The following is a 23,998-nucleotide window of genomic DNA, read 5'->3' as shown; positions in this document are numbered from 1 at the left end:
CTAACTCGATTTAATGGCCTAATTCTGGTTTGGGTGTTAAAGAAGATGATTGCGATTGGGGATTAACTACTTCATCCCCAATCCAAAATCTAAAATCATCCCAGCGGAGAAACTCCGACGGGGCAAAATCCAAAATCGTAATTACCAAGGGTTGCCAATCATGGTGAACGCAGCCCAGTAGTAAGGATGGGAGAGGTCTTTGCCTTTGAGTTTTGCTATTTCTGGCAACACTTTGGTACTTACAGATTGAGCGCCTCCCTGTAGCATGGCTAACTGCGATCGCCGCAATGCTTCTGCTTTAATTGGGGCTGTTTTTAATTGCTCGTAAAAATCTGTTATCAGCCTTAAAGTTCCCTCATCATTGCCACACCACAAACTGGCTAAAGCAGATTTTGCTCCAGTATGCATAGCTAACCCAGCAAAGCCTAATTCCGCCTGCTCGTCTCCCATCGTCGAGCGACTCGCACTCAGTACCAACAATTCTACTTGTGAGTTTTTCCAACCCAACTCTCGCACCAGATCTAAGCTTAATTTCGTATCCCACAGACGCAGGTAAGAATTGCTAAATACCCCAGAATTAAATTCGCTGCGGCTGGCTAGGTGAACAATGCCAAATGGTTGTTGCAGAACCTGCGCTTTGAGATTATCTAAGGTGAAAGCTTCGTTGAGGAAAAACTTGTTTGTACCGCTTGCGATCGCCTGCAACTCGACGGGTACGCTGGGAAGCGGAGCTTCACCCGTTAAGCGGTCGGCTCCCATCGCCAAAACTTTTGCTTGACGCAGGTTAGCATAGCGCGTATCTGTCAAGCTGAGACTGGGCATCAAGCTGACGCTGTATTTTTCTACTAGGAATTCTTGACCGTTGTAGAGAGCGGCGATTGGTAGCGATCGCAAGCCTGCATCCATCAAAAAGACTAGATTTTCGATTCCCCGCGCTTGTAAATCTGCTTCCATAGGCGCTAACAACCACTTATAAAGTTGTTGGGAAGGAACCAAATAATCTTGCGTTTTCTTGGGGTTGCTCAATTTTGTGCTAAATTCTTTAGCCACTTGCAAGACTTGCGATCGCGATGCTCCCTCAACTCGCTTGCGAATCGGCTGACCTTGCGCTGTTACTATCACCAATTCCAATTCTTCTTCAGAACTTTGGCCTTGAGATTTTAGATTTTTAGTTCTTGACGCTACTTCTGCTGCATCCGTCGAAGAAGCAAAAACTACATAGATGAATGCCGCTCTTACTCCCGTTGATGCCTCAGTTTGCCGCAGCGTTTCACGGGCTTCTGTTATGGTTTTAATCGGAGTTTTAGAATTGGCACCACCATATTGTTCAAACTGGCGCGTGAACGGCTCGTCTAACTGAGCTACTACTAAATCTAATTCAGCATTGGGTACGCTGGTAGATTGTTCTAATTCTGATGCTGGAGTGATTTGAGGTGGCGCGGGTGGTATTGGTGTAGTTATCGAAATATTGCCCTGAGTGTAATCGCGCCGAATAATTTTGGGAGGCAAAATTATATTTCCAGCGCTTGTAGTAATTCCAGCAGCCGTACCGTTAGTAGTGGCATCTCCTACGACAAAAGGAACGTTTCTAATCCCACCGCCATGCTGCATTGCGATATCTCCACCAGCGCCGCCGTCTGCTGTGGAAATACTCGCTAATTGCCCGTTTTGGTCGGTGAACGTGCCAGTAACGCGGAGGAATTTGCCAGTCGAAATGTCTACCTTGCCGCCTAAACCGCCGCCGCTAGCTTGCGTATTAATTGAATTAACTTCAATGTCGTTTTTAGCTTTGAGGGTGACAGTGCCAGCATTGCCAGAAGTCGCACTGGTGTTAATTTCACGAGCCGCGATCGCGTCTCCAGCGGTCATGCTTAAGTTTTGATTCCCCTCAATCTTGCCGTTGATAGTAATGTTGCTCTTGCTATCGAAAGAAACGGCGTTAGTTAAGCTGATAGGACTGTTAAATTGAATGCTAGCAGCCTTAATATTTCCACCAGTGGAAACGCTGCCAGTACCATTTTGCGCGAAACTTCCCGTAAGTTTCATATCTGCGCCATTAGCAATTTTCAGCAGTCCTAAATTGTTAATGATTAGACCGCCTAAAGCTTCTTTGCCTCCTACAATTCCATTGAAAGCAACTTCCCCACTACCAGCATTCAATGTTAGAAACTTTCCACCATCAAGCGTACCGTTGAAGTTTATATTGCCGTCGTTAGTGGCATTGTCAGTATTAATCGTAATATCTGAACCCAACTTCACCGGATCGTTCAGCGTTATATTATTCCCCGGCGCATCAGCAATTTTAATGTCGCCATTGAGAGTAATACCACCTTTGCCACCAATATCTATTGCCGCAATTTCGTTACCGCTACCAATCGCACCCACGTTGACGCTACCAGTACCAGCCTGTACTTTTAGAGTTTCGTTACTTGTACCGCGCACGTTACTAAGAGCAATATCTCCATTGTTGCTAGTAACAACAAGGTCTGAGCCATCAGCTAACTTAATAGTGCCAACTTTGAAGCTAATTGCATCGCCGCTAGAGGTAAAGTTTGTAGTCTCTCCAGAATTGACTTTAAATTGATTTCCTGCGGTGTAGCTTTGTTGGTTGGCGTTGTATGTCTTGCCATTAAAGTTGATATCGTTGCTGGCGCTAATATTAGTGCCGCCGCTTACACCTTCAGCGGAATTAGTACCAATATCTGCGAGTGCGATATTGCCAGCACTTAAGTTTAAAGTAGATAGCGCAGTCTTGCCACCAATCGTATCGGGGAAGTTGATACTACCCCCTCCGGAGTTAATAGTTAAACCGCCGTTTCCATCTACCGTACTGCTGAAGTTGACGTTGCCATCGTTAGTAGCGTTGTCGGTGTCGATAGTAATATTTCCGCCAACGTTGACAGCGCCTTTAAAGCTGACGTTGTTCTCTGGCGCATCAGATGTAGCGATGTTGCCCGCTAGGTTAATACCGCCATCAGCTTCGATGTCTACAGTATTAATTCCATTGCTGCTGCCAATCGCGCCAATATTGACGCTGCCACTACCAGCTTTAAGCTTCAAATCTTCTGAACTGGTGCCATCGACGGACGCGATCGCTATATTACCGCCGTTGCTGCTTACTATTAAATCGGAGTTGTCGCCTAGCTGTATTTTGCCGTTATTGAAGTTAATTGCATCGCCGCTAGATGTAAATGTTGTTGGTGCGCCAGCAGCAATATTAAACGTTTTTCCTGCTGTATAGTTCTGCTGGTTGGCATTAACTGTAGCGCCAGTAAAGGTAATGTTGCTGCTTGCATTTAGATTGACACCGCCTTTCACTCCCTCGGCTGCATCACTCCCAATATTGTTAACAGCAATGTTGCCGCCAACGAAGTCTATATTGCTTAAGGCAGTTGTGCTACCAATTGCGCCAGCTACACCAATATTACCCGTTCCGGCAGTTAAAGTAAGAGAGCGATCGCTATTCACTCCACCATTAATATTGATATTGCCGTCGTTAGTTGCATTATCAGTATTAATCTTTAAATCGTTCGGGAAAGTAACGGGGCCATTTACAGTTACATTATTTCCAGGCGCATCAGAAGTAGTGATATTGCCATTAAGAGTAACGCCGCCACCACCGCTAATGTCTACGGTATTAATCTCGTTACCGTTGCCAATCGCACCCACTTTAACCGTTCCAGCAGCAGCGTTAAGATTGACATCTTCCGAACTCGTACCGCGTACATCCTGCATGGCGATCGCGCCACCGTTGCTGTTAACAGTTAAGTCAGAACCATCTTTTAGTTGAACTGTACCGACATTAAAGCTAATCGCGTCGTTACTAGAGGTAAAAGTTGTTGGCGCACCAGCAACCATATTGAAGTTTCTGCCAACTCCCACCGTGTAATTCTGCTGATTTGCGGTGTATGTCGTGCCAGTAAAATTCAGATCTCCCTCTGCATTAATAGTGGTATTACCGTTAACACCAGCTACGGCATTAGTACCAATATTGGCGATATTAATGTTGCTTCCAGTTACATCTAAACTGTTTAGCGCCGCAGTACTACCAATTGCGCCTGTAGTGGTAATAGTGCCTTTACCCGCCGTTAAAGTTAAGGCATGGTTTCCGTCGGTAGTGCCATTAATATTGATGTTGCCATCAGTATTAGCATTGTCCGTCTTAATCTTAATGTCTGTGCCTAACTTCACAGGGCCATTCAGATTAACGGTGTTACCCGCAGCATCAGAGGTAGTGATATCGCCATTCAGGGTAATTCCCGCATTCCCTTGGATATCTACCGTATTAATTTCATCAGCATTACCAATTGCACCAACGCTGACACTACCTCCTGCTGCTGTAATATTCACGTCTTCCGAACTCGTGCCGCGCACCGTCGCCAGCGAAATATTACCGCCATTGCTGTTAACAATTAGGTCGGAACCATTTGCAAGTTTAGTAGTTCCAGTGTTGAAACTAATTGCATCGTTGCTAGAGGTAAATGTTGTGGGTGCGCCAGCGAGAATATTGAAATTCTTCCCTGGTGCGACCGTGTAGTTTTGCCCGTTGGCGTTGTATGTCGTGCCAATAAAATTCAGGTCGTTCGTACTATTTAAACTCGTACTGCCGTTAACACCCGCTGCTGTTGTTGTACCAATATTCGCTAAGGTGATATCCCCAGTTAAGTTAAGATTCTCTAGGGCAGTAGCGCCGCCAATTGTTCCCGGAACTGAAATTTTCCCTTGTCCTGAAGTAACAGTTAAACCTGCGGGGCCGTTTATCGTACTGCTAAAAGTAACGTTGCCGTCAGTAGTCGCATTATCGGTGTTAATAGTAACGCCAGTTGCAATGTTAACGGGGCCAGTCAAAGTAACATCGTTACCCGCAGCATCAGAAGTGGTGATATTTCCCTTCAGGGTAATGCCGCTATTTCCGGTTACGTTTACCGTATTGATTTCATTGCCGCTGCCTATTGCACCAACGCTGACGCTACCTCCTGCTGCGTTTAAAGTTACATCTTCCGAACTCGTTCCCCGGACGCTAGCGACGGAAATATTACCGCCGTTGCTGTTAACAATTAAATCCGTACCATCGGATAATTTTGCCGTTCCGTTGTTGAAGCTAACCGGATCGTTACTAGAGGTAAATGTTGTTGGTGCGCCTGCGACTAAGTTGAAATTTTTGGCGGTGTAATTCTGCGCGTTGGCGTTGTAGTTCGTGCCAGTAAAGGTGATGTCGTTGATAGCAGTCAGACTGGTGGTTCCGGTTACTCCGGGTGTCGTTCCAGTGCCCAGATTGTTTATGGAAATATTGCCAGCGCTGAAGCTTAAATTATTCAGGGGTGTGGTAGTACCAATTGCACCAACCGCGTTAATAGTGCCAAATCCTGCTTGTACTTCCAGGGTTTTCGCACCGTCTATCGTGCTGTTAAAAGTAACGTTGCCGTCATTAGTTGCGTTATCGGTGCTAACTTTAATGTCGGTTCCCAGTTGAATCGGCCCAGTCACCGTTACATTATTACCTGGTGCATCGCCTGTAGTGATATTGCCATTAAGACCGACGCCACCAGTTGCGGTAATATCTACTGCTTTAATTTCATTGCCGCTGCCAATTGCACCCACCTGAATTGTGCCAGCGCCTGCATTTAAACTCAAGCTTTCTAAGCTGGTACCGCGTACAGTTGGGAGGGAAATATTACCGCCGTTGCTGTTAATTGCGAGGTCTGAGTTGTCCCCTAGTTTAACTGCGCTAGTGTTGAATGCGATCGCATCCCCGCTAGAGGTAAATTTCACTGGCGCACCAGCATTAATATTAACTGCCGCTGCGGTATAAATCTGTTGGTTGGCGTTAACTGTTGTTCCGGTAAAATTCAGGCTTCCCGTTGCACTTAAATTCGTATTTCCCGACACTCCAGCCGCCGCATCCGTGCCAATATTCGCGACTGAAATATTAGCACCACTCATGTCTAAACTGGTCAGTGCAGCCGCGCCGCCAATGGTACTGGTTACACCGATATTACCCGATCCGGCTGTTATCGCTAGCGGTGCATTGCCATTAATAGAACCGTTAATTGCAACGTTGCCATCGCTACCTGCCGTATCCGTATTTATGGTTATGCCCGTTCCCAGGTTTACCGGGCCAGTTAGACTAACGTTGTTCCCAGCAGCATCTGAAGTTGTGATATTACCGTATAAATTAACACCGCTAAGTGCCGTAATATCTACAGTGTTGATGCCGTTGCCGCCGCCAATCGCGCCCACAGTTACGCTGCCAGCACCAGCGTTAACAGCCAAATCTTGATGGCTGGTTCCCTGGATATTTGTGAGGGCTACGTTACCGCCATTACTGGTAACATTTAAATCCGAACCGTTACTTAGCTGGATGTTGCCATTGTTGAAGGCGATCGCGCCACCGCTAGAAATAACGTTCGTCTTCGCGCCACTTACAAAGTTAAAAGTCTTACCCGCACCACTTGTAAAAGCGTGCGAACCCGCGTTGATATTCGTGCCAGCAATATTAATATCGCCCTTAGCAGTTAAAATGTTGCTGCCAATAACACCAGAGGCGATCGCGCTACCAATATTAACCACATTAATATTGTTGCCAGTTGCGTTTAAAGCGGTAAGCGCAGTTACTCCGCCAATTGTACCGAATGCGTTGATATCACCCGTACCCGCACTTAAATTTAAAGCAGCAGGGCCATCTACCGCACCATTAAGATTGATATTGCCGCCGCCGCTAGCACCCGTATCCAGAGCTACATTTTGACCGACTAAAACGTTGCTATTAATGTTGATATCGCGATCGGCTGTAGTAATGCCTGCATTCAAAATTGTGCCGACACTGTTGAGAGTAATCGAGGCATCGCCTTGACCTGTAATTTGTCCGTTTACAGCGATCGCGCCCCCAGGCGACTGAATTAACAATGAGTCGTTTACCGTCAGCGGGCTAACTGCAACGTTGCCAAAACCATCAGCGCGTCCGACTGTAATTAAAGAAAAACCATTCTGCAATTTATCCAGCGCCGCAGTCGGATTCCAACTACCAACAGAACCAACACCAATGGCAATATCCTTAGCAGGACTAGACGGCTGAAGCAAAGCAGTATTGCCAAAAACCTTATCAGTCAGATTAATAATCCCATCGGCGGTAATTTTAATGGCATTAATTTCGCCTGGATTGCCAATCGCACCCGCAGTCACCGCGCCTGCGCCTGCATCTAAAGTAACATCAGCGTTGCGGGTTCCGCGCACCGCACCCAAGGTAATATTCCCGCCGCCGCTGACGGCACCCAAACTGCTACCCGCTGCGAGTCTAATGGTGTTATTGATGGTAAGCGGGCTGCCATTAGAGTAGAAAGTTGTTGTTGTCCCGCTATTGATATTTAAGTCTCTGTTATTGGCTACTAAATAATTAGCCTGAGTAGCGTTGTACGTGTCGCCGATGAGGGTAACGTTACCTTGAACTCCGGGATTTAAATTAAAAGTTCCCGTAAAACCCGGCGTGGTAGGAGTGCCAATATTGCCGACGTTGATGTTGTTGTTAAAGCCAAGAAAAGATAAGTTCGTAAGCGGCACACTGCCGCCGATTGTGCCTTTTGTTGTAATAGCGCCGCTGCCTGTACTGAGGATAAGGCTGTGGTTTCCGTCAACATTACCATTAATAATGATGTCGCCAGGAGCGCGTTCGCGGGTATTGAGTTCTACATCCTTAGCCAGAGTTACATTTCCATTGAGGATAATGTTTTGATCGGGTGTCGTAATGTCGGCATTAAGAGTGATATTCGCAGCGGTGAGTTCATAGGCGGCGTTATCTACCCCTGTAAGAAATCCATTAACAACCATCGTGCCCCCCGGTGATTGAATTTTCACCGGGTCTACTATGGATGATATAGAATTAACCGTCACCGGCCCCGTACCATCTGCCCTACCGATGACGATTTGTTCAAAGTTATCGATGAATTTGCTTAAATTCGCGGTTGCATTCCAATCACCAGGGGCACCATCGCCAACCCCGATACTCATACTGGGTGTAGAAGGTTGCAGCAGTACCCTCTTGCCAGAAACAAAATCGTTTAGGTTGACGCGATCGCCTGTCAGTGAAATTGAGTTAAGCTCATAGCCGTTGCCGATACGCCCTTGTACTGTCAGCGTCCCCGTGCCTGAATCTAGCGCTACATTTTCGCCATTTCTGCCCCGCACAGTCCCTACATTGAGGTTTCCGCCCCCCGTACTGGCACTCAAACTAGCCCCATTTTCCAGCTGGATTAGGGCGTTGAGATTCATCTCGCCCTTAGCCGCACTGGTGTTTAGGGCAACATTATTCCTTACGCTTACATTTGCTTGCCCGCCGTTGCTGCTGGCAAGACTCAAGTTACCCCGGACGTTAATCGGGGCATTTAAATTTAGATTTGGGGCGTTTAGGCTAAGGGAGTTGTTGCTAACATTCCCAGTCGCGTCGATAGCGCTATTAACGCTGATGCTGCTATCGGCAAGAAGCGACACATTAGCCAAACTTAGCTGCGACACCAACGTGCTGGCTGCTATTTGTTGCGTTGTAGCATTGCCACCATCTATGCCGTCGATATTTATATTGGAGGGGTCTAATAGTAAATTCCCGGTTTGTCCTTGAGGAGCAAGCAAGTTAACGAGTCCATTAAAATTAAGAGACTCTTTGCCGGAAACTTCCACAAAACCGCCATTGCCGCTATTTTCGCCACCTTTTGCACTAATAAACCCTAAGAAGCTTGTGCTATTGTCAGCCCAAGCGATTACCTTGCCACCATTACCGCTGCTTCCAGCATCGGCATTAATCGTCACGCCCTTGTCTATCGAGGTGGTTGTAGCATTAAACTTGCTGTTTCCCTGGTAATCTCCTCCAATCAGCGCGGTTCCGCCACCTTTATCCCCAGAAACATTAACTAGGGCGTTGCCCGTCAGCTTCACGGACGAACCCAACACCTGCACGACGCCGCCTGTTTCTCCCGATGCATCTAGGGTTCCAGAAACCGCAGCTTCCCCCGCTTTAACATTACCGCCAGTCAACAGCCCAGGCAGAGATAAGGGAGATATCGCCCCCGGGTTTTCAAGTTCTAAACTCAGTACGTTTCCAGCTTTCCTGATGCGGACTGTATTGGTTCCAGGTACGGCGGCGATGGTGATGTTGCCACCTGGCGACTTCAACTCCCCGGTATTTACAACCGCGCTACCCACCAAGCTTAAATTTTTCCCGTCATTAACGGCTAAATTCCCAGAATTGGTAATTGGACCGCTAGCAGACGCAGGGAAAGAAAAAGCGCTAGGGTTGCCGTCCAGCGCTGCGTAGTTATTAAGGCCATAGGCATTAAACCAGCCATTAGCAAAGCCAATGCCGCTTGCAGTCGTGGCGGTGAAATCGCCCTGGACGTTTAGACGCGCATTTTGACCAAATACAATGCCAGCGGGGTTCATCAAGAACAGGTTGGAATTGCCGCCTGTAACCTGAATCAGCCCGTTAATTACTGAAGGGTTGCCACCGTTGACGCGCCCCAGAATGTTCTTAATAGCGTCGTTTGAGAGAAAGTTGGCAATTTGGTCTTGTGTCAGGCCAAATTCAGTGAAGCTGTGGAAGAGGTTCTGCCCGTTACCCGACAGCGTGCCACCCGTGATATCTATGCGGTTGCCTGCGGGACTGACAACCGTGCCCGTGCCGTTGGCATCTGGAATAATCGATTGTGCCTGGGCTGAGTCACACAAAAGCGTCCCCATTGCCAAGCAGGGAAGCAGGGCTAAATGTGCCTTTAAAGGCGCAATTGCTAATGAACTATACCAACTAAAACTGCTGCTATTGTTTAGCTTTTTGTATGTTTTGCTACTTTTTGATTCTATTTTTTTTCTACTACTAAAAATAGTGAATGTTTTTAAACTGTTGTTGCGTGCGACGAGTAGATTAATATTTTTTTGGGAAACAGCCATAAAATTTATCCCTACCTGTAGATGTACGCCCTTAAGCAGAATCCCATAGCCATATCGGTTCTTCATCTATCAGCAGTTAGATGAATTCACTTAAAATATAAGCCTTTTGGGATATAAGCAGAAATTTTACCATCCTGCCTATATCGGTGGATATACGCAATTTATAAAGTTTTAATGAAGTTTAATAATTACTTTATGATATCTACATATATAAGAATGTAAGCAAGAAAACAGCAGGCGATCGCTCTTGTAATTTGTTTACAGTAGCCACGCTCTTCATAAGGTTAGTAGTAAGTTTGAAGCAAATCTAAATATAGGGTTATCTATTAAAATAAAAATTTTTTGTAATTATAATAGCTAAGTTTATTTAATATTTATTGCATTCAACCGTCAGGGGAGATGAGGCAGAGGGGGAATTACCAGCCTTTCCAATTACCCATTGCCCATTTACAATTAGCTATTACTAATACTTAATTATTAAATTACCAGGGATTGCCAACCATCGTGAAACCAGCCCAGTAGTAGGGATGCGAGAAGTCTTGGTTTTCTAACTTCGCTAGTTCAGGCGGCACAGTCAGTTCAATACTCGCAGTTTGCAACTTCCCCCCGGACAGGCGCACTTGGTTTCGCAGCATCGCCAGTTGCGCCTGTCGTAACGCCTCAGCTTTGATGGGAGCTTTTTTAAGTTCGTTGTAGAAATTAGTCATCAGCCCCAAAGTGCCCTCATCGCTGACGTACCATAAACTAGCGACTGACGACTTAACCCCCGCCGCAACCGACAAACCTGCAAAGCCTAACTCCGCTTCCTTATCCCCCAAAGCAGTGCGACAAGCACTCAGCACCAATAACTCTACGGGTGGCGCATCCCAACCCAACTGTCGCATCTGGTTAAGTTTGAGTTGGGTATCCCAAAGCTGGATATAAGATTTTTCTGGTCGTCCTGCCTTAAATTCGCCGTGAGTGGCTAGGTGTACAATTCCAAAAGGTTGTTGGCTGCGTGCGGTCTTGAGATTATCTAAAGTGAAAGCTTCATTGAGAACAAATTTTCCCGGCCACAACTTCTTCGTAATAGTTTGAAGCTCAAGCGGTACAGCGGGTAAAGGATTTTGTTTGGCAAATTTATCGGCTCCCATACCCAATACTTGCGCCGTCTTGATATCAACATAACGGGTATCGGTGATGCTAAGACTGGGCATCAAACCAACACTATATTTTTCCACGAGAAATTGTTGACCATTGTGCAACGCCGCTAGGGGGATAGAACGCAAACCTGCGTCCATAATAAACACCAGATTTTCTATACCCTCTTTCTGCAAATCTTCTTCTAAAGGTGTTAGCAACCACCGATAAAATTGCTGGGCTTGGGGTAAATACTTAGTGCCTGTTTTTTCCAAGGTGACTTGTTCGCGAAATTTCTGGGCAACTTTAAGGACTTGTTCGCGTTTTGTCGCCGGTACTCGTTTGCGAATCGGTCGCCCGTTGGCTGTTATAAGCAGTAATTCGAGGGCATCATTTTTATCTGGAACTGGACGAATTATTTGGCTTCCATTTGCTGCTGAAGGAGCTAGACTGGGAGGAACAAAAAAGACGTATATCAGCGCGGGTTTGACACCAGTTGCAGACTCTATTTGCGAAAGAGTTTCCCTCGCCTCAGCAATAGTTTTAATCCGCGTATCGCCAACTTGCTCTAGATATTCTTCAAAATTATTGGTGAAGTAAGACTCCGGTTGAGGTAGAAGTTCCGGCGATGGGGTATCAACTAGCGGTTGTTTGGTAGGTTGATTGTTGGGATCTGGCAGTTGCGTTTGGATGGATGGCGAAGGGGTAATTATTGGGTCTGGCGGCTGACTTTGGGTTGATGGCAACCTAGTAATTATTTGAATATTGCCTTGAGTATAGTTGGAAATATTATTGATGTCAGCTACAGGAGGTGGATTGTAAGAACCAGAAGCGATCGCATTATCTTTACTACTAGCGATCGCGCCTAAAGTACCGTTATCGCTTGCACTTCCGACTACAAAAGGAGTCCCCCGCAAACCTCCGCCGTGTCGAATAATAATTGCACCTCCTCCAAGTCCGCCTGCTGTAGAAATACTGGCATTAATGTTATTTCGATCGGCGAACAAGTCGGTAGCACTAAAGAATCTGTCAGTAGTAATATCAACTGTCCCCCCCGTTCCCCGCGTTCCACCTTGGGCATTTATTAAACTAACTTGAATATCTCCAAGCGGATCGAGAGTTACATTTCCGCCATTACCAAAATTAGAACTAGAATTGATTTCTCCAGTTGTAATTTGGTTGCTAGCTGAAATAGCGATCGCGCCTCCCCCATTCAACCCTGATGAGTTAATATCTCCACTTAAGATAGTATCTTTGCTATCGATTTGTATATTTCCACCAATACCAGAAGTAGAACTAGAATTGATTTCCCCAGTTGTAATTTGGTTGCTAGCTGAGATAGCGATCGCGCCTCCTTCACTCAAGCCTGATGAGTTAAGATTATTAGTAATAACACCGCCCGTGCTATCAAGCTTAATATTTCCAGCGCTGCCAGTGTAAGGCTGAATACCAGATATTAATACATCAGTCTTTATATCACCAGTAGCAGTGAAAGTAATATTGCCACCAAAAGCGGAATTGATAAGATTATCGGTTCCAAACGTAGAAGTAACATCGCCCCCAGTAGTATCAATTATTCCACCACTTGTAAGATTAATATCTCCGCTGATATTTGCTCCGCTAGAACTTATTCGTTTGGTTGTAATATTACTAGCCGCAGTAAGGGAGATATTACCGCCATCGCCAGAAAAACTAACAAAACTTAAATCATCAGTATTTATATTACCGTCACTCTTAATAAGAAGGCTCCCAGCATTGAGCTTAGAAAAACCATTCGAGCTAATTTTATTAGTAGTAACATTGCCAGCGGCTTGTAGCGTAATATTTCCACCATTTCCATTAACAGAACTAGCATTCACATCTCCTGCTGTCGTGTTAATTTCTCCCTTTAAACTGGTGATATTGATATTACCGCCGTTACCAGAACCAGAAGATTCAGAGATAAGCGTATTAGTAGTAATGTTTCCCGATGCTTTAAAAACTAGCGCTCCACCATTACCAGCATTGTCATCAACCGAGCTAGATTTCACCTCTCCTGCTGTTGTATCAATGGCTCCTGAAATGCTTGTTAATGTGATAGAACCAGCATTAGTGCCAGAACCCCTAGAGCGAGAATTCACTTCAGCACCAGTGGTAATGTTTCCATTAGCAGTAAGAGCGCTCGCTCCTGCATTTCCACTCACAGAACCACCGAATAAAACTCCTGCTGTTGTATCGATGGCTCCTGTTGTGGTGTTAAGAATAATATTACCACCAGTGCCAACGCCGGGTGATACAGATATCAAATTAGCAGTAGTAATATTGCTATTAGCACTGAGAGCGATCGCACCTCCTAAGCCACTATTAGAGTAAGAGTTAAAAGTTCCCGATGTAGTGTCAATCGCTCCCGCTTTACTAATAAGAGTAATATTACCCCCATTGCCGGAACCAGTTGAGCGAGAATCAATATCAGAAGTAGTAATGTTGCCATTAGCAGAAAGCGCGATCGCTCCCGAATTGCCAAAGGTAGAGCTAGAAAATAAACTTCCCGCTGTGGTGTTTATCGCTCCTTCCTTGCTAGTGAAGGTAATGTCACCCCCATTTTTAACAGAATCAGGCGAACTAGATTCCACTTTTGCCGTCCTAATATCGCCTTTAGCTTCAAGTGCGATCGCGCCGCCATTGCCATTAATAGAACTAGAGTTTAGGCCACCTTTAGTAGCATTAATGCTGCCGCCGCTGGTTAGCAATTTAATATCGCCGCCGCCTAATAAGCCATTGGAATTAATATTACCCGTTGTAATATCGCTTGCCGAATCGAGAGCGATCGCGCCACCTTTACCATTAGTAGAACTTGAGTTTATAGCCAGTTGCCTAATATCAATTATTCCACCGCTTTTAATATCGATATTTCCGCCATCTAGAAAGGCACTCGAATTAATATCACCCGTCGTAATATCGCTTTTGGCATTGACAGCGATCGCGCCACCTTTACCATTAGTAGAACTTGAGTTTAAAGAAATTCTGCTAATTGTTCCATCGCTTTGAACATCAATATTTCCGCCACCAGCAGAACCAGTACTGGTGAGTGTATTTGGAATATCAATTGCGATCGCTGCTTTAAGAGTGATATTTCCACCCTTGCCACTACCACCAGCGCAAAGTACAGCACCACTGCTAGAACATGAAACTATACCACCTGGGGTATTTAGGGTTGTATCAGTTTTGAATGTGTCAATCGTCCCGCCGCTGATTAGGGTGATATCCCCACTCTTTAAAGAACCCATAGAAAAGATATCATCGGTGTAAATATTCCCACCAGCATTTATAGTGAGATTGCCGCCATTGTCTCCATCAGAGTTGGCATAAATATCTAAGCCGACAACGTTTCCACCAGCATTTATATCGATGTTGCCAGCATTGCCACTAATACTTTTAGTCGAAAGGAAATTATAATTAATATCCCCATTGGCAGTAAGAGCGAACGCTCCTCCATTGCCAGAACCCGATGAAGTATTAATATTTCCAACAGATAAAGTTGCTCCTGAAATAGATAGCGATCGCCCATTTGTAGCAATAGTATCTGCTGAATTCATCAAAAAAGAGCCAACACCATTACTATCAGCGTCCGCCTTAAAAACAATTGACCCACCGCTAACAAAATTCAACGATACGCCTGGGTTAATTGTGATATTATTACTCGCCTCCAGCAACACATTACCGCTCTGATTTTCCAGTGCAGTTTTGGAAATTGTAAACGAAGAAGGATAATTATCAGTATAGGAAAAAGAGGGCAACTTGCTGTCTTCCGATGCAGCCGTAGCGCTTACTATCGTGATATCAATTGGGTCAAGCAGCAAAGTACCCGCATTACCATTAGTCGCCAGAGTATCAACTTTACCTCTAAAAATTAGGGTGTCTTTACCCGACACTTCCACAAATCCGCCGTTACCTAAATTACTGCCACCCTTAGCGCTAATATTACCTAAAAATTCAGTTAATTTATCAGCCCAAACAATAACACGACCGCCATCACCGTTAAGAATACTATCTGCATTAATAACACTATCTTTACTAACGTAAGTGCTTGCGGCGCGAGGCACTTTACCCTTACCCTGGTAGTCGCCGCCAATCAGCACGTTACCCCCATTATTAGTACCTGAAACCTTAATATTAGCGCCTAATAATCCAACTTTGTTACCAAAAATTTGCACATTTCCGCCGCTTTTGCCTGATGCATCAATACTGCCAGATACAATAGCAATACCCGACTCTGTGGGAATGCTAATCCCTGAACCAGTTAAGATTACCTCACCATTACTATTAACTGTAAGTCCCGTAGCACTACTTGCACCGCCACCAGTCAATAATTCCGGTAATGATAGGGGATTTTGGGTTGGTGATGGGGTATTAGGATTCCCCGTCCCTATTTCTAAACTTAGAAGGTGTCCCGCTTGGCTCAAGCGAACTAAATTTTCTCCTTTTACAGCCGCTACGATAATATTACCCTCGGGCGCGGATAAATTACCCGTATTTATAACAGTTCCGCCTACCAAAACTAAATTTTTTCCTTCTCCCACTGCTAAGTTGCCAGCGTTAATAATTGCCCCTGGCTGACTCATCGTAAATGCAAAATTGCTGGGCGTTCCGGTGAGAATAGCGTAGTCATTAATATTAGTCGAATTAAACCAATTAGAGCCAAAGCCAATAGCATTGGCTGTTGTAGCTGTAAATCCAGCAGGTACATTTAAGCTAGCGTTGCTGCCAAAAATAATCCCTGCTGGATTCATTAAAATTAAGTTAGAATTGCCGCCCGTAACTTGGAGTAAGCCGTTAATTACTGATGCGTCTCCGCCCTTTATTATTGCAAGAATATTCTGAATGTTGGGGTTGGAGATAAAGTTTGCAATTTGGTCTTTGCTTAGGCCAAAGTGGGTAAAACTATGGAATAGATTTGCACCATCGCCTGAAATCTTACCGCCACTTATGTCGAACTGATTGCCATTCTGGGTGGTAATGGTGTTAGCGTTATCTGCGGCTGGGATAATAGATTGCGCCTGCGATCGCCCTTTCTCTATACCTATGCTAACCATAAACGAAAGTGCGACCACCAGCAGACTAACACGCGATATACTTAATTTCATAACTTGGAATAATTTTCAATTATCTAGCTATACATTATGCAAATACACCTTTTTATATTTCGCCAATATTAATTACTATTTATATAGTTAAATAGATTAATTAATAAGAAAGTATAGCTATAATCTAAATTATCAAGATTAAAGCCATTTAGCCCTGACTTAATGCCTAATTAGAAACACGTCCCACCTTTGGCATTGCTTTAAACTGAACGGTTCATAGTACTCAATCCTCAATAACCTGCCAGTTTTAATCCTCTACTTTTTTTTCGGCATCGACAGCTTTATTTGCTCCATTAGACAAATGATTTTTTTAGCGATCGCCCTGATATTGGAAATAAAAAATAGGCACGATCAGATAATTAACACAATTTATCTACTTGAGCTAGTTTGCTCTAGGTTAGATGCAATAACCCAGCCAAAGCCTAAAACGCACTTTGCTACATTGATTTATTATTGGCGAATTGGCGATGCAGCTATCAATCACCAGCAGCCTATCCTGTACTAAGTTGCACCCCCTTAATAGGAAATCCTCTACCTCTAAAGACATATTTTCTGGGTTAAAAAGTGTAACTCATAACCCAAATTGATGTCAGAAATAGGTTATGGGAATAAAAGCGTGAGATTGTGAATAATGCTGAGTCTCTCAGTGGATAGAGGTGTTTTTCCCAGAAATTTGGGATAATTAGAAATATAACTTTGAAGTTTAATCATTGAAGAGGCGCAACATGAGCAAGCGATCGCTGTTGTTAGTTAATCGCCACGCTCGGCGCGGAAAAGATACTTTATCGGATGCACTAAACCAATTAAAATCGCTTGGCTTTGAACTGTTTGAAGAGTCAACAGAAAAACCCCAGCAGATATCAGATATTATCCGACGATACCGCGATCGCGTTGATATGGTAATAGTCGGTGGCGGTGATGGTACGTTAAATGCTGCCACAGCAGGGTTAATTGAAACTCAATTGCCCTTGGGAATTTTACCTTTAGGAACCGCAAACGATCTTGCTAGAACCCTGGGAATTCCAAATTCTTTAACCGAAGCTTGTAACATTATTGCCAACGGTGAAGTAAGGCGGATTGACATAGGCGGCGTCAACGATAAATACTTTTTCAACGTTGCCAGTATGGGGCTAACTGTACAAATAACGCGCAATTTGAGTAAAGAAGCTAAACGGCGTTGGGGAGTTTTAGCTTATGCAGCCACAGCAATGCAAGTTATATCGCGATCGCGACCATTTAACGCACAAATTACTATAAACGGCGCTTCAGTAGTAGTAAAAACAGCCCAGATTGCAGTAGGTAACGGTAGATTCTACGGCGGTGGTATGGTCGTTGCCGAGGATGCAACCATCAACGATGCTAGGCTAGATTTGTACAGTTTAGAATATAAGCACTGGTGGCAAGTTGTAGGGTTGCTGCCTGGAATGTGGCAAGGGACGCAGGGGAAATCATCGGCGGTGCGTGCGCTCCAAGGTCAAGAAATCGAAGTTAATACTAAGACCCCACGCCCTATAAGTGCTGATGGTGAAATCATCACTTACACCCCGGCTAAATTTCGCGTCATTCCCCAGTCGTTGTCGGTTATCGTCTCCAAATCGCCTGAAATTCCAGGGTTGCAAGAAGAGGGGGTAGAAGAAGGGGAGGGAGCAGACACAGCGCTCAAAAATTAGCCAGGGGAGAAATTAAGAGTGGGTTAGTCCGAAAGTGACTTTTCCTCACAAAACGCACCTTACAATGCAGGCGGGCGCGATAATAAAAATTTTAGTGGTATATGCTGGTCTGCAAGTAAACCAATAGGATACTTATCAAAACAATGCCCTATTTCCTAGTCCTTAGTCACTCACAACGCTGACTTAAAGCTCTATTATTGACTGCTAGTAGGTTCTAAAGCATAAGTCGCCGTGAGTTTATCTAGTTATTCAAATTCTGTGCCAGACGTGGCAAGACATTGGCATACTCTGGAAGTTGACAAGACGCTGGAGTTAATAGGTAGCGACGCCGCATCGGGACTGACATCCCAGCAGATACAAGAGCGATCGCAGCACTTCGGCCCAAATGAACTCCAAGAAACCGCTGGTCGCAGTTCCTGGCAAATCCTCCTAGATCAGTTCACTAACATCATGCTGGTGATGCTGATCGCAGTGGCATTTATCTCTGGAGGTTTAGACCTGCTGGATTGGCAAGCCGGAAATTTGAAACCCGGTGAAATACCTTTCAAAGATACAATCGCGATTTTATTGATTGTCATCCTCAACGGCGTCTTAGGCTACCTCCAAGAAAGCCGTGCAGAAAAAGCCCTCGCCGCCTTAAAGCAACTCTCCTCCCCCAAAGTACGAGTTATCCGCGACGGCAAAACCTTAGAAGTGGATGCCAAGGAACTTGTACCGGGAGACATCATGCTGCTGGAAGCTGGCGTACAAATACCAGCAGATGGCCGTCTGATTGAAGAATCTAGCTTGTTAGTGCGAGAAGGAGCGCTGACAGGCGAGAGCCAGGGCGTCAACAAGCAAGCACGGGTGCAGCTAGGTGAAGACACTTCCTTGGGCGATCGCGTCAACCTGGTGTTTCAAGGAACCGAAGTCATAAACGGACGTGCTAAAGCCGTTGTCACTGGCACGGCGATGCAGACAGAACTCGGAAAAATAGCCGCCCTCTTGCAATCGGTGGAATCCGAGCCTACCCCTCTGCAACAGCGCATGACGCAGCTAGGTAACGTACTGGTAACTGGCTCTTTGACCCTAGTGGCCATAGTCATTGTGGGTGGCACCATCCACGCGGGCGTCACCAACGGATGGAATTTGAATAAGCTGGGTAACGTTGTTAAAGAACTGGTGGAAGTGTCTCTGAGTATGGCAGTAGCCGTAGTTCCAGAGGGCTTACCAGCCGTAATTACCGTTACCCTAGCGCTGGGAACTCAACGCATGGTGCGTCGCAACGCCCTCATTCGCAAACTCCCAGCTGTAGAAACTTTAGGCAGCGTCACCACCATCTGCTCGGATAAAACTGGAACCCTCACCCAAAACAAAATGGTGGTGCAACGGGTGGAAACGGCAAGCCAGACGTTCGCTGTCACGGGCGAAGGTTATGCGCCAGCGGGCGAGTTTAAACTAGAAACTCAGACAGTCACAGCAGATCAATATCCAGAACTCCAACAGGTATTGTTTGCCTGCGTGCTTTGCAACGATGCCCTGTTGCAGCATGAGGAAGGCCAATGGACGATTTTAGGCGATCCGACAGAAGGAGCGCTGATTTCACTTGCTGGTAAGGGAGGCGTTGACAAAGAGCCTTTGATCCAGAGAATGCGGCGCGTTGGTGAGTTTCCCTTTTCATCCGAACGCAAGCGGATGAGTACGATTAGCGAGGCAGGGGATATACGACTGGGAATAGGGGACAGGGAAACGCCCAATCCTCAGTACGTGATGTTCACCAAGGGTTCTCCAGAGTTAATTCTGGAGCGCTGTACCCAAATTCAGATAGGTGGCAGGCTAGAAGCCATCTCGGATGCACAGCGAACTCAGATACTAGAGCAAAATAACCACATGGCGGGGCGCGGTTTGCGCGTGTTGGGGTTTGCTAAAAAGCACCTAGACACCATACCCCCAGAAGGCTCAGAGGAAACTAATGAGCGCGATTTAGTGTGGTTGGGACTGGTGGGGATGCTGGATGCGCCGCGACCTGAAGTGCGGGACGCGGTAGCGAAATGCAAGAAAGCGGGGATTCGAGTTGTAATGATTACAGGCGATCACCAGCTAACAGCGCAAGCGATCGCCATAGATCTGGGAATTGCCAAAGAAGGCGATCGCGTCCTCACTGGTCAACAATTGCAAAAACTCTCTCAAGAAGAACTCGAACAACAAGTAAACGACGTTACCATCTACGCCCGCGTCGCCCCCGAGCACAAACTACGCATCGTCCAAGCGCTCCAAAATCAGGGCAAATTTGTCGCCATGACCGGAGACGGCGTTAACGATGCCCCAGCCCTCAAGCAAGCCGATATCGGCATCGCTATGGGCATCACTGGCACCGATGTCAGCAAAGAAGCCAGCGATATGGTACTGCTAGACGACAACTTCGCCACCATAGTCGCTGCAACCGAAGAAGGGCGGACTGTTTACAGCAACATTCGCCGCTTTATTAAATACATTCTGGGCAGCAACATTGGTGAAGTTTTTGTCATCGCCGCCGCCCCCTTATTGGGTCTGGGAGGAGTGCCACTTTCGCCGTTGCAAATTCTCTGGATGAACTTAGTTACAGACGGTTTGCCAGCCCTCGCTCTAGCAGTCGAACCAGCGGAACCAGACGTGATGGAGCGTCCTCCCATGAATCCCCGCGAGAGTATTTTTGCCCAAGGTCTGGGGTCTTACATGATCCGCATTGGTATTATCTTTGCTATTATCACCATTGCTTTAATGTGGTGGGCTTATCAGCATACCAATGCACCAGGCTATCAGGGAGATAAAGATACCTGGAAGACTATGGTGTTTACTACCCTCTGTATTGCACAGATGGGTCACGCTCTTGCGGTTCGCTCTAACACGAGGCTGATCTTTGAGTTAAACCCCTTCTCTAACCCCTATCTGCTAGCAGCGGTAACTGTAACCACAGCCTTGCAACTGGCGCTGGTTTACGTTCCACCCCTGCGAACTTTCTTTAATACTCACCCACTGAGTTTGGAGGAACTGGGGGTTTGTTTTGGCTTCAGCGCCTTAATGTTTGTTTGGGTAGAGCTTGAGAAAGTGTTTATTCGCTTATACAGAAGTAGGGGGTAATGGGTAATGGGTAATTGGGAATTGGTAATAGCGACACCCAATTCCCAATTCTCAATTCCCAATTGTCTATGTATCTTAAGACCCTTCACCTGCGACAGTTCCGCAACTACAAAGATCAGCGGATTGACTTTAGTGCCCCCAAAACGATTTTGGTGGGGAATAACGCTCAGGGGAAGTCTAATGTTTTGGAGGCGGTCGAGTTACTAGCGACGTTAAAGAGCCACAGGGGGGGACGCGATCGCGATTTTGTCCGCGAAGGTGCATCGGAGGGCAAAATCTCCGCCACCCTAGACCGCACCAACGGTTTGAGCGAACTTGCTTTAACTCTACGCATTCAAGGGCGTCGCACCGTTGCCCTCAACCAGGAATCTTTACGTCGCCAACTCGACTTCTTGGGTGTCCTCAATGCCGTCCAGTTCTCTAGTCTAGACTTAGACCTAGTGCGGGGTGCGCCCGAAAGGCGGCGCAACTGGCTCGATTCCATGCTCACTCAGCTCGAACCCATCTACGCCCACATTTTGCAGCAGTACAACCAGGTTCTGCGCCAGCGCAACGCTCTTTTAAAAGCACTGAAGAATCAGGACTCAGACGCGCTCGATCGCATCTCTGCAAATCAGGACTCAGAACTAGCTCTGTGGGATGCCCAATTAGCGACAGTAGGCTCCCGCGTCACCAGACGACGATCGCGCGTTTTGCAGCGGCTGGCTCCCCTCGCCACCGCTTGGCACGCTAGCATCAGCGGCAAAACTGAGGTGCTAGAATTGACCTATGCTCCAAATATCCCCCTAGAGTATGATGACGCCGCTTCTGTACAGCAATCCTTTTTAGACAAAATACAGCAGCGTCGCGTCGCCGAACAGCATATCGGCACAACCATAGTGGGTCCTCATCGAGACGATGTTGACTTTGCTATCAACCAAACGCCAGCAAGAGCTTATGGCTCCCAAGGTCAGCAGCGAACGCTAGTTTTAGCCCTCAAACTGGCAGAGCTAAAATTAATTGAAGAAGTCGTTGGCGAACCGCCGCTGCTACTGCTTGACGATGTTTTGGCTGAACTCGATCTCTTGCGTCAAAATCAGCTCCTCGACGCCATTCAAGACCGTTTTCAAACCTTGATCGCCACCACCCATTTAGGCTCTTTCGATGCCCAGTGGCTGAATTCTTCGCAAATTCTATCTGTCCAGGCGGGGCAGATAAATACGTGTTAATTGCAACGACTGTAAAGACTTTGATTTTAAACTTTAGAAATTGTCCTACTTCACATATCAACGGATATAGCAACCAACTTAAAAAACTTGGATAACTGACACATCTCATCGCCCCTAAACGTCATACTAATGCTAGTTAATTCAGGAATACTATTGGGCTAAAAATTCTGAGAGGCTTACCCGGACTGGAGTTTTTATAAACTGTTAGTACCTCTAATCCGGAGACGCTAGCACTGGCAATGTATCTATATTTATGTATGTTTTAGCTACTTGCCAGCCTCACAATGATTAATTATTACAATACTAACCGCGCTTCTAGGAATCGACTGTTTACATTTATGGATAAAAAGGAAATTGAGGCACTGGGTACTTCCTTGCGACGGATTTCGCAGAAACTCTTGAGCCAAAACTCCCAAAATGGCACTAAGAGAGTTTGGTTTCAAGGCGGAGAGGCTTATTTCGATCTGGTGATCGATGTGCGAGATGATGAAATTCAGTGGTTTCAATTTACTTTGCGCGGTAAGTCAATTTCATGGAATAAGCAAAGACCTGGTTTGCAAACCGGAATAACAAATGAATTGAGGGTGGATGACATGACATTTTATCCCGCTAGCAAATTAATACAGACTGATAGCAAAGAGGATAGTGAATTCATTGGCTTAGCCCGCTCTATTTTGCAAACCCGTGTTGGAGAAGAGTTATTCGATAAAATGCTGGCAGTGTTTGATACGCACTAACGATTAGTTATGCAGGCGGCGGACGCAATTAAATTTGGCGCGGTAAAAAACAAAAAGCCGTTTTCTTTGAGAGAACGGTTTTTTATCATCTAGTCGGCTTTCAGCAGTTATAAATAGACGGATATATAAGAATCAATTGTGGAAATTTTATGTTATAAAATCAGGTAAAATATACTTTGCAGCAAGCTAATTACACTAAGAGCTAACAGTTAATTAATAAAGTGATTAGATTTTTTCGCGGATTATTTGCTGGCGCAACATACCACTTGCGGGCGCTGGCTATATTGAACGATACACCAGAATTGCGCGGCTATGTGCTAATCCCTATTTTGGTGAACGTCATCATTGGCGTTGCGCTTTACGTGGGATTGCTACTTGGTGGCGTTCATATTGTTGATATTTTGATTGCTAAACTGTCACTCCCCAATTGGGCGAGTGCGGCTGGAGTTGCTCTGCCCGTTTTGGAGTGGCTGCTGCGTATACTGTTGGGGGTGTTACTGCTGATTGTTACGGCGTTCTTGCAGGTGCAATTTGGTGTAGTCTTGGGGGCGCCCTGGTATGGAATGCTATCGGAACAATTGGAAAAGATACGCATCGGTCAATTGCCGCCTGTTGTGGCGGAGAGTCCTGTAGCTATTTTGGGGGATATAGGGCGATCGCTCTTCTATGAGCTAAAAAAATTGCTGCTTGTCATTAGCTTCGGGGTACCTTTATTTATAATTGGTTTTGTTCCACCAATCGGCCCACTAATTGCTAGCATCGGTGGCATCCTGGTATCGTCTACGATTATCTGTCTCGACTTTTTCGACGCACCCCTAGAAAGGCGTCGCCTGAACTTTCGCACTAAGCTGGCTATTGTGCGCCAAAACTTGCCTGCTAGCAGTACATTTGGCTTAGTATCCCTGTTTTTAGTTACCATCCCCCTAATTAACCTCTTAAGCATCCCCCTGTGCGTAAGTGCTGGAACGCTGTTTGTATGCGATCGCGTTTTGCCGACTTTACCCCAAGGCAGCCAGGAAAACGTTAACGGGTAATGGATAATAGCCTATGGAGATGGGAACTCCAAACTCCAATGGCTAATTCCCAATAGTCAATCCCTAATGCGTCTA

General features: G+C 45.8%; 7 protein-coding genes. 5 read left to right on the top strand and 2 right to left on the bottom strand.

Annotated features, from left to right (window positions below; translation table 11 throughout):
• Positions 1–141: 141 nt before the first annotated feature.
• Entirely contained in the window at positions 142–9,933 is a 9,792-nt protein-coding gene (locus H6F77_RS19535; protein WP_190490239.1) for a CHAT domain-containing protein, read from the bottom strand.
• 482 nt (positions 9,934–10,415) lie between these two features.
• The gene (locus H6F77_RS19530; RefSeq protein WP_190490237.1) at positions 10,416–16,175 is read right to left on the bottom strand and encodes a CHAT domain-containing protein; all 5,760 of its coding nucleotides are present in this window, start codon (positions 16,173–16,175) and stop codon (positions 10,416–10,418) included.
• Between the two features lie 725 nt (positions 16,176–16,900).
• Here H6F77_RS19530 and H6F77_RS19525 point away from each other — a divergent pair.
• The 5 genes from H6F77_RS19525 to H6F77_RS19505 all read left to right on the top strand — a co-directional run bounded on the left by H6F77_RS19525 (position 16,901) and on the right by H6F77_RS19505 (position 23,923).
• On the top strand, positions 16,901–17,845 hold the full coding sequence (locus H6F77_RS19525; protein WP_190490590.1) for a lipid kinase: 945 nt from the start codon (positions 16,901–16,903) through the stop codon (positions 17,843–17,845).
• A gap of 231 nt (positions 17,846–18,076) precedes the next feature.
• Positions 18,077–20,944, top strand: coding sequence for a cation-translocating P-type ATPase (locus H6F77_RS19520; RefSeq protein ID WP_190490235.1), 2,868 nt, complete (start codon positions 18,077–18,079; stop codon positions 20,942–20,944).
• Positions 20,945–21,012: 68 nt separating this feature from the next.
• The gene (recF, locus tag H6F77_RS19515) at positions 21,013–22,152 is read left to right on the top strand and encodes a DNA replication/repair protein RecF (RefSeq protein WP_190490233.1); all 1,140 of its coding nucleotides are present in this window, start codon (positions 21,013–21,015) and stop codon (positions 22,150–22,152) included.
• 338 nt (positions 22,153–22,490) lie between these two features.
• The gene (locus tag H6F77_RS19510) at positions 22,491–22,889 is read left to right on the top strand and encodes a hypothetical protein (protein ID WP_242022337.1); all 399 of its coding nucleotides are present in this window, start codon (positions 22,491–22,493) and stop codon (positions 22,887–22,889) included.
• A gap of 221 nt (positions 22,890–23,110) precedes the next feature.
• Entirely contained in the window at positions 23,111–23,923 is an 813-nt protein-coding gene (locus H6F77_RS19505) for an EI24 domain-containing protein (RefSeq protein WP_309228885.1), read from the top strand.
• Positions 23,924–23,998 lie beyond the last annotated feature (75 nt).

Origin of the sequence: Microcoleus sp. FACHB-831, assembly GCF_014695585.1 — a bacterium.
In the GTDB taxonomy this organism is placed as follows: Bacteria; Cyanobacteriota; Cyanobacteriia; order Cyanobacteriales; family FACHB-T130; genus FACHB-831.
The sequence above is the reverse complement of the archived record's forward strand: the minus strand, read 5'-3'. Positions and strand labels throughout refer to the sequence as shown.

Coding starts and splice junctions, on each gene's coding strand:
- H6F77_RS19535 (WP_190490239.1), bottom strand. CDS start 9,933: ATGGCTGTTTCCCAAAAAAATATTAATCTACTCGTCGCACGCAACAAC.
- H6F77_RS19530 (WP_190490237.1), bottom strand. CDS start 16,175: ATGAAATTAAGTATATCGCGTGTTAGTCTGCTGGTGGTCGCACTTTCG.
- H6F77_RS19525 (WP_190490590.1), top strand. CDS start 16,901: ATGAGCAAGCGATCGCTGTTGTTAGTTAATCGCCACGCTCGGCGCGGA.
- recF (WP_190490233.1), top strand. CDS start 21,013: ATGTATCTTAAGACCCTTCACCTGCGACAGTTCCGCAACTACAAAGAT.
- H6F77_RS19510 (WP_242022337.1), top strand. CDS start 22,491: ATGGATAAAAAGGAAATTGAGGCACTGGGTACTTCCTTGCGACGGATT.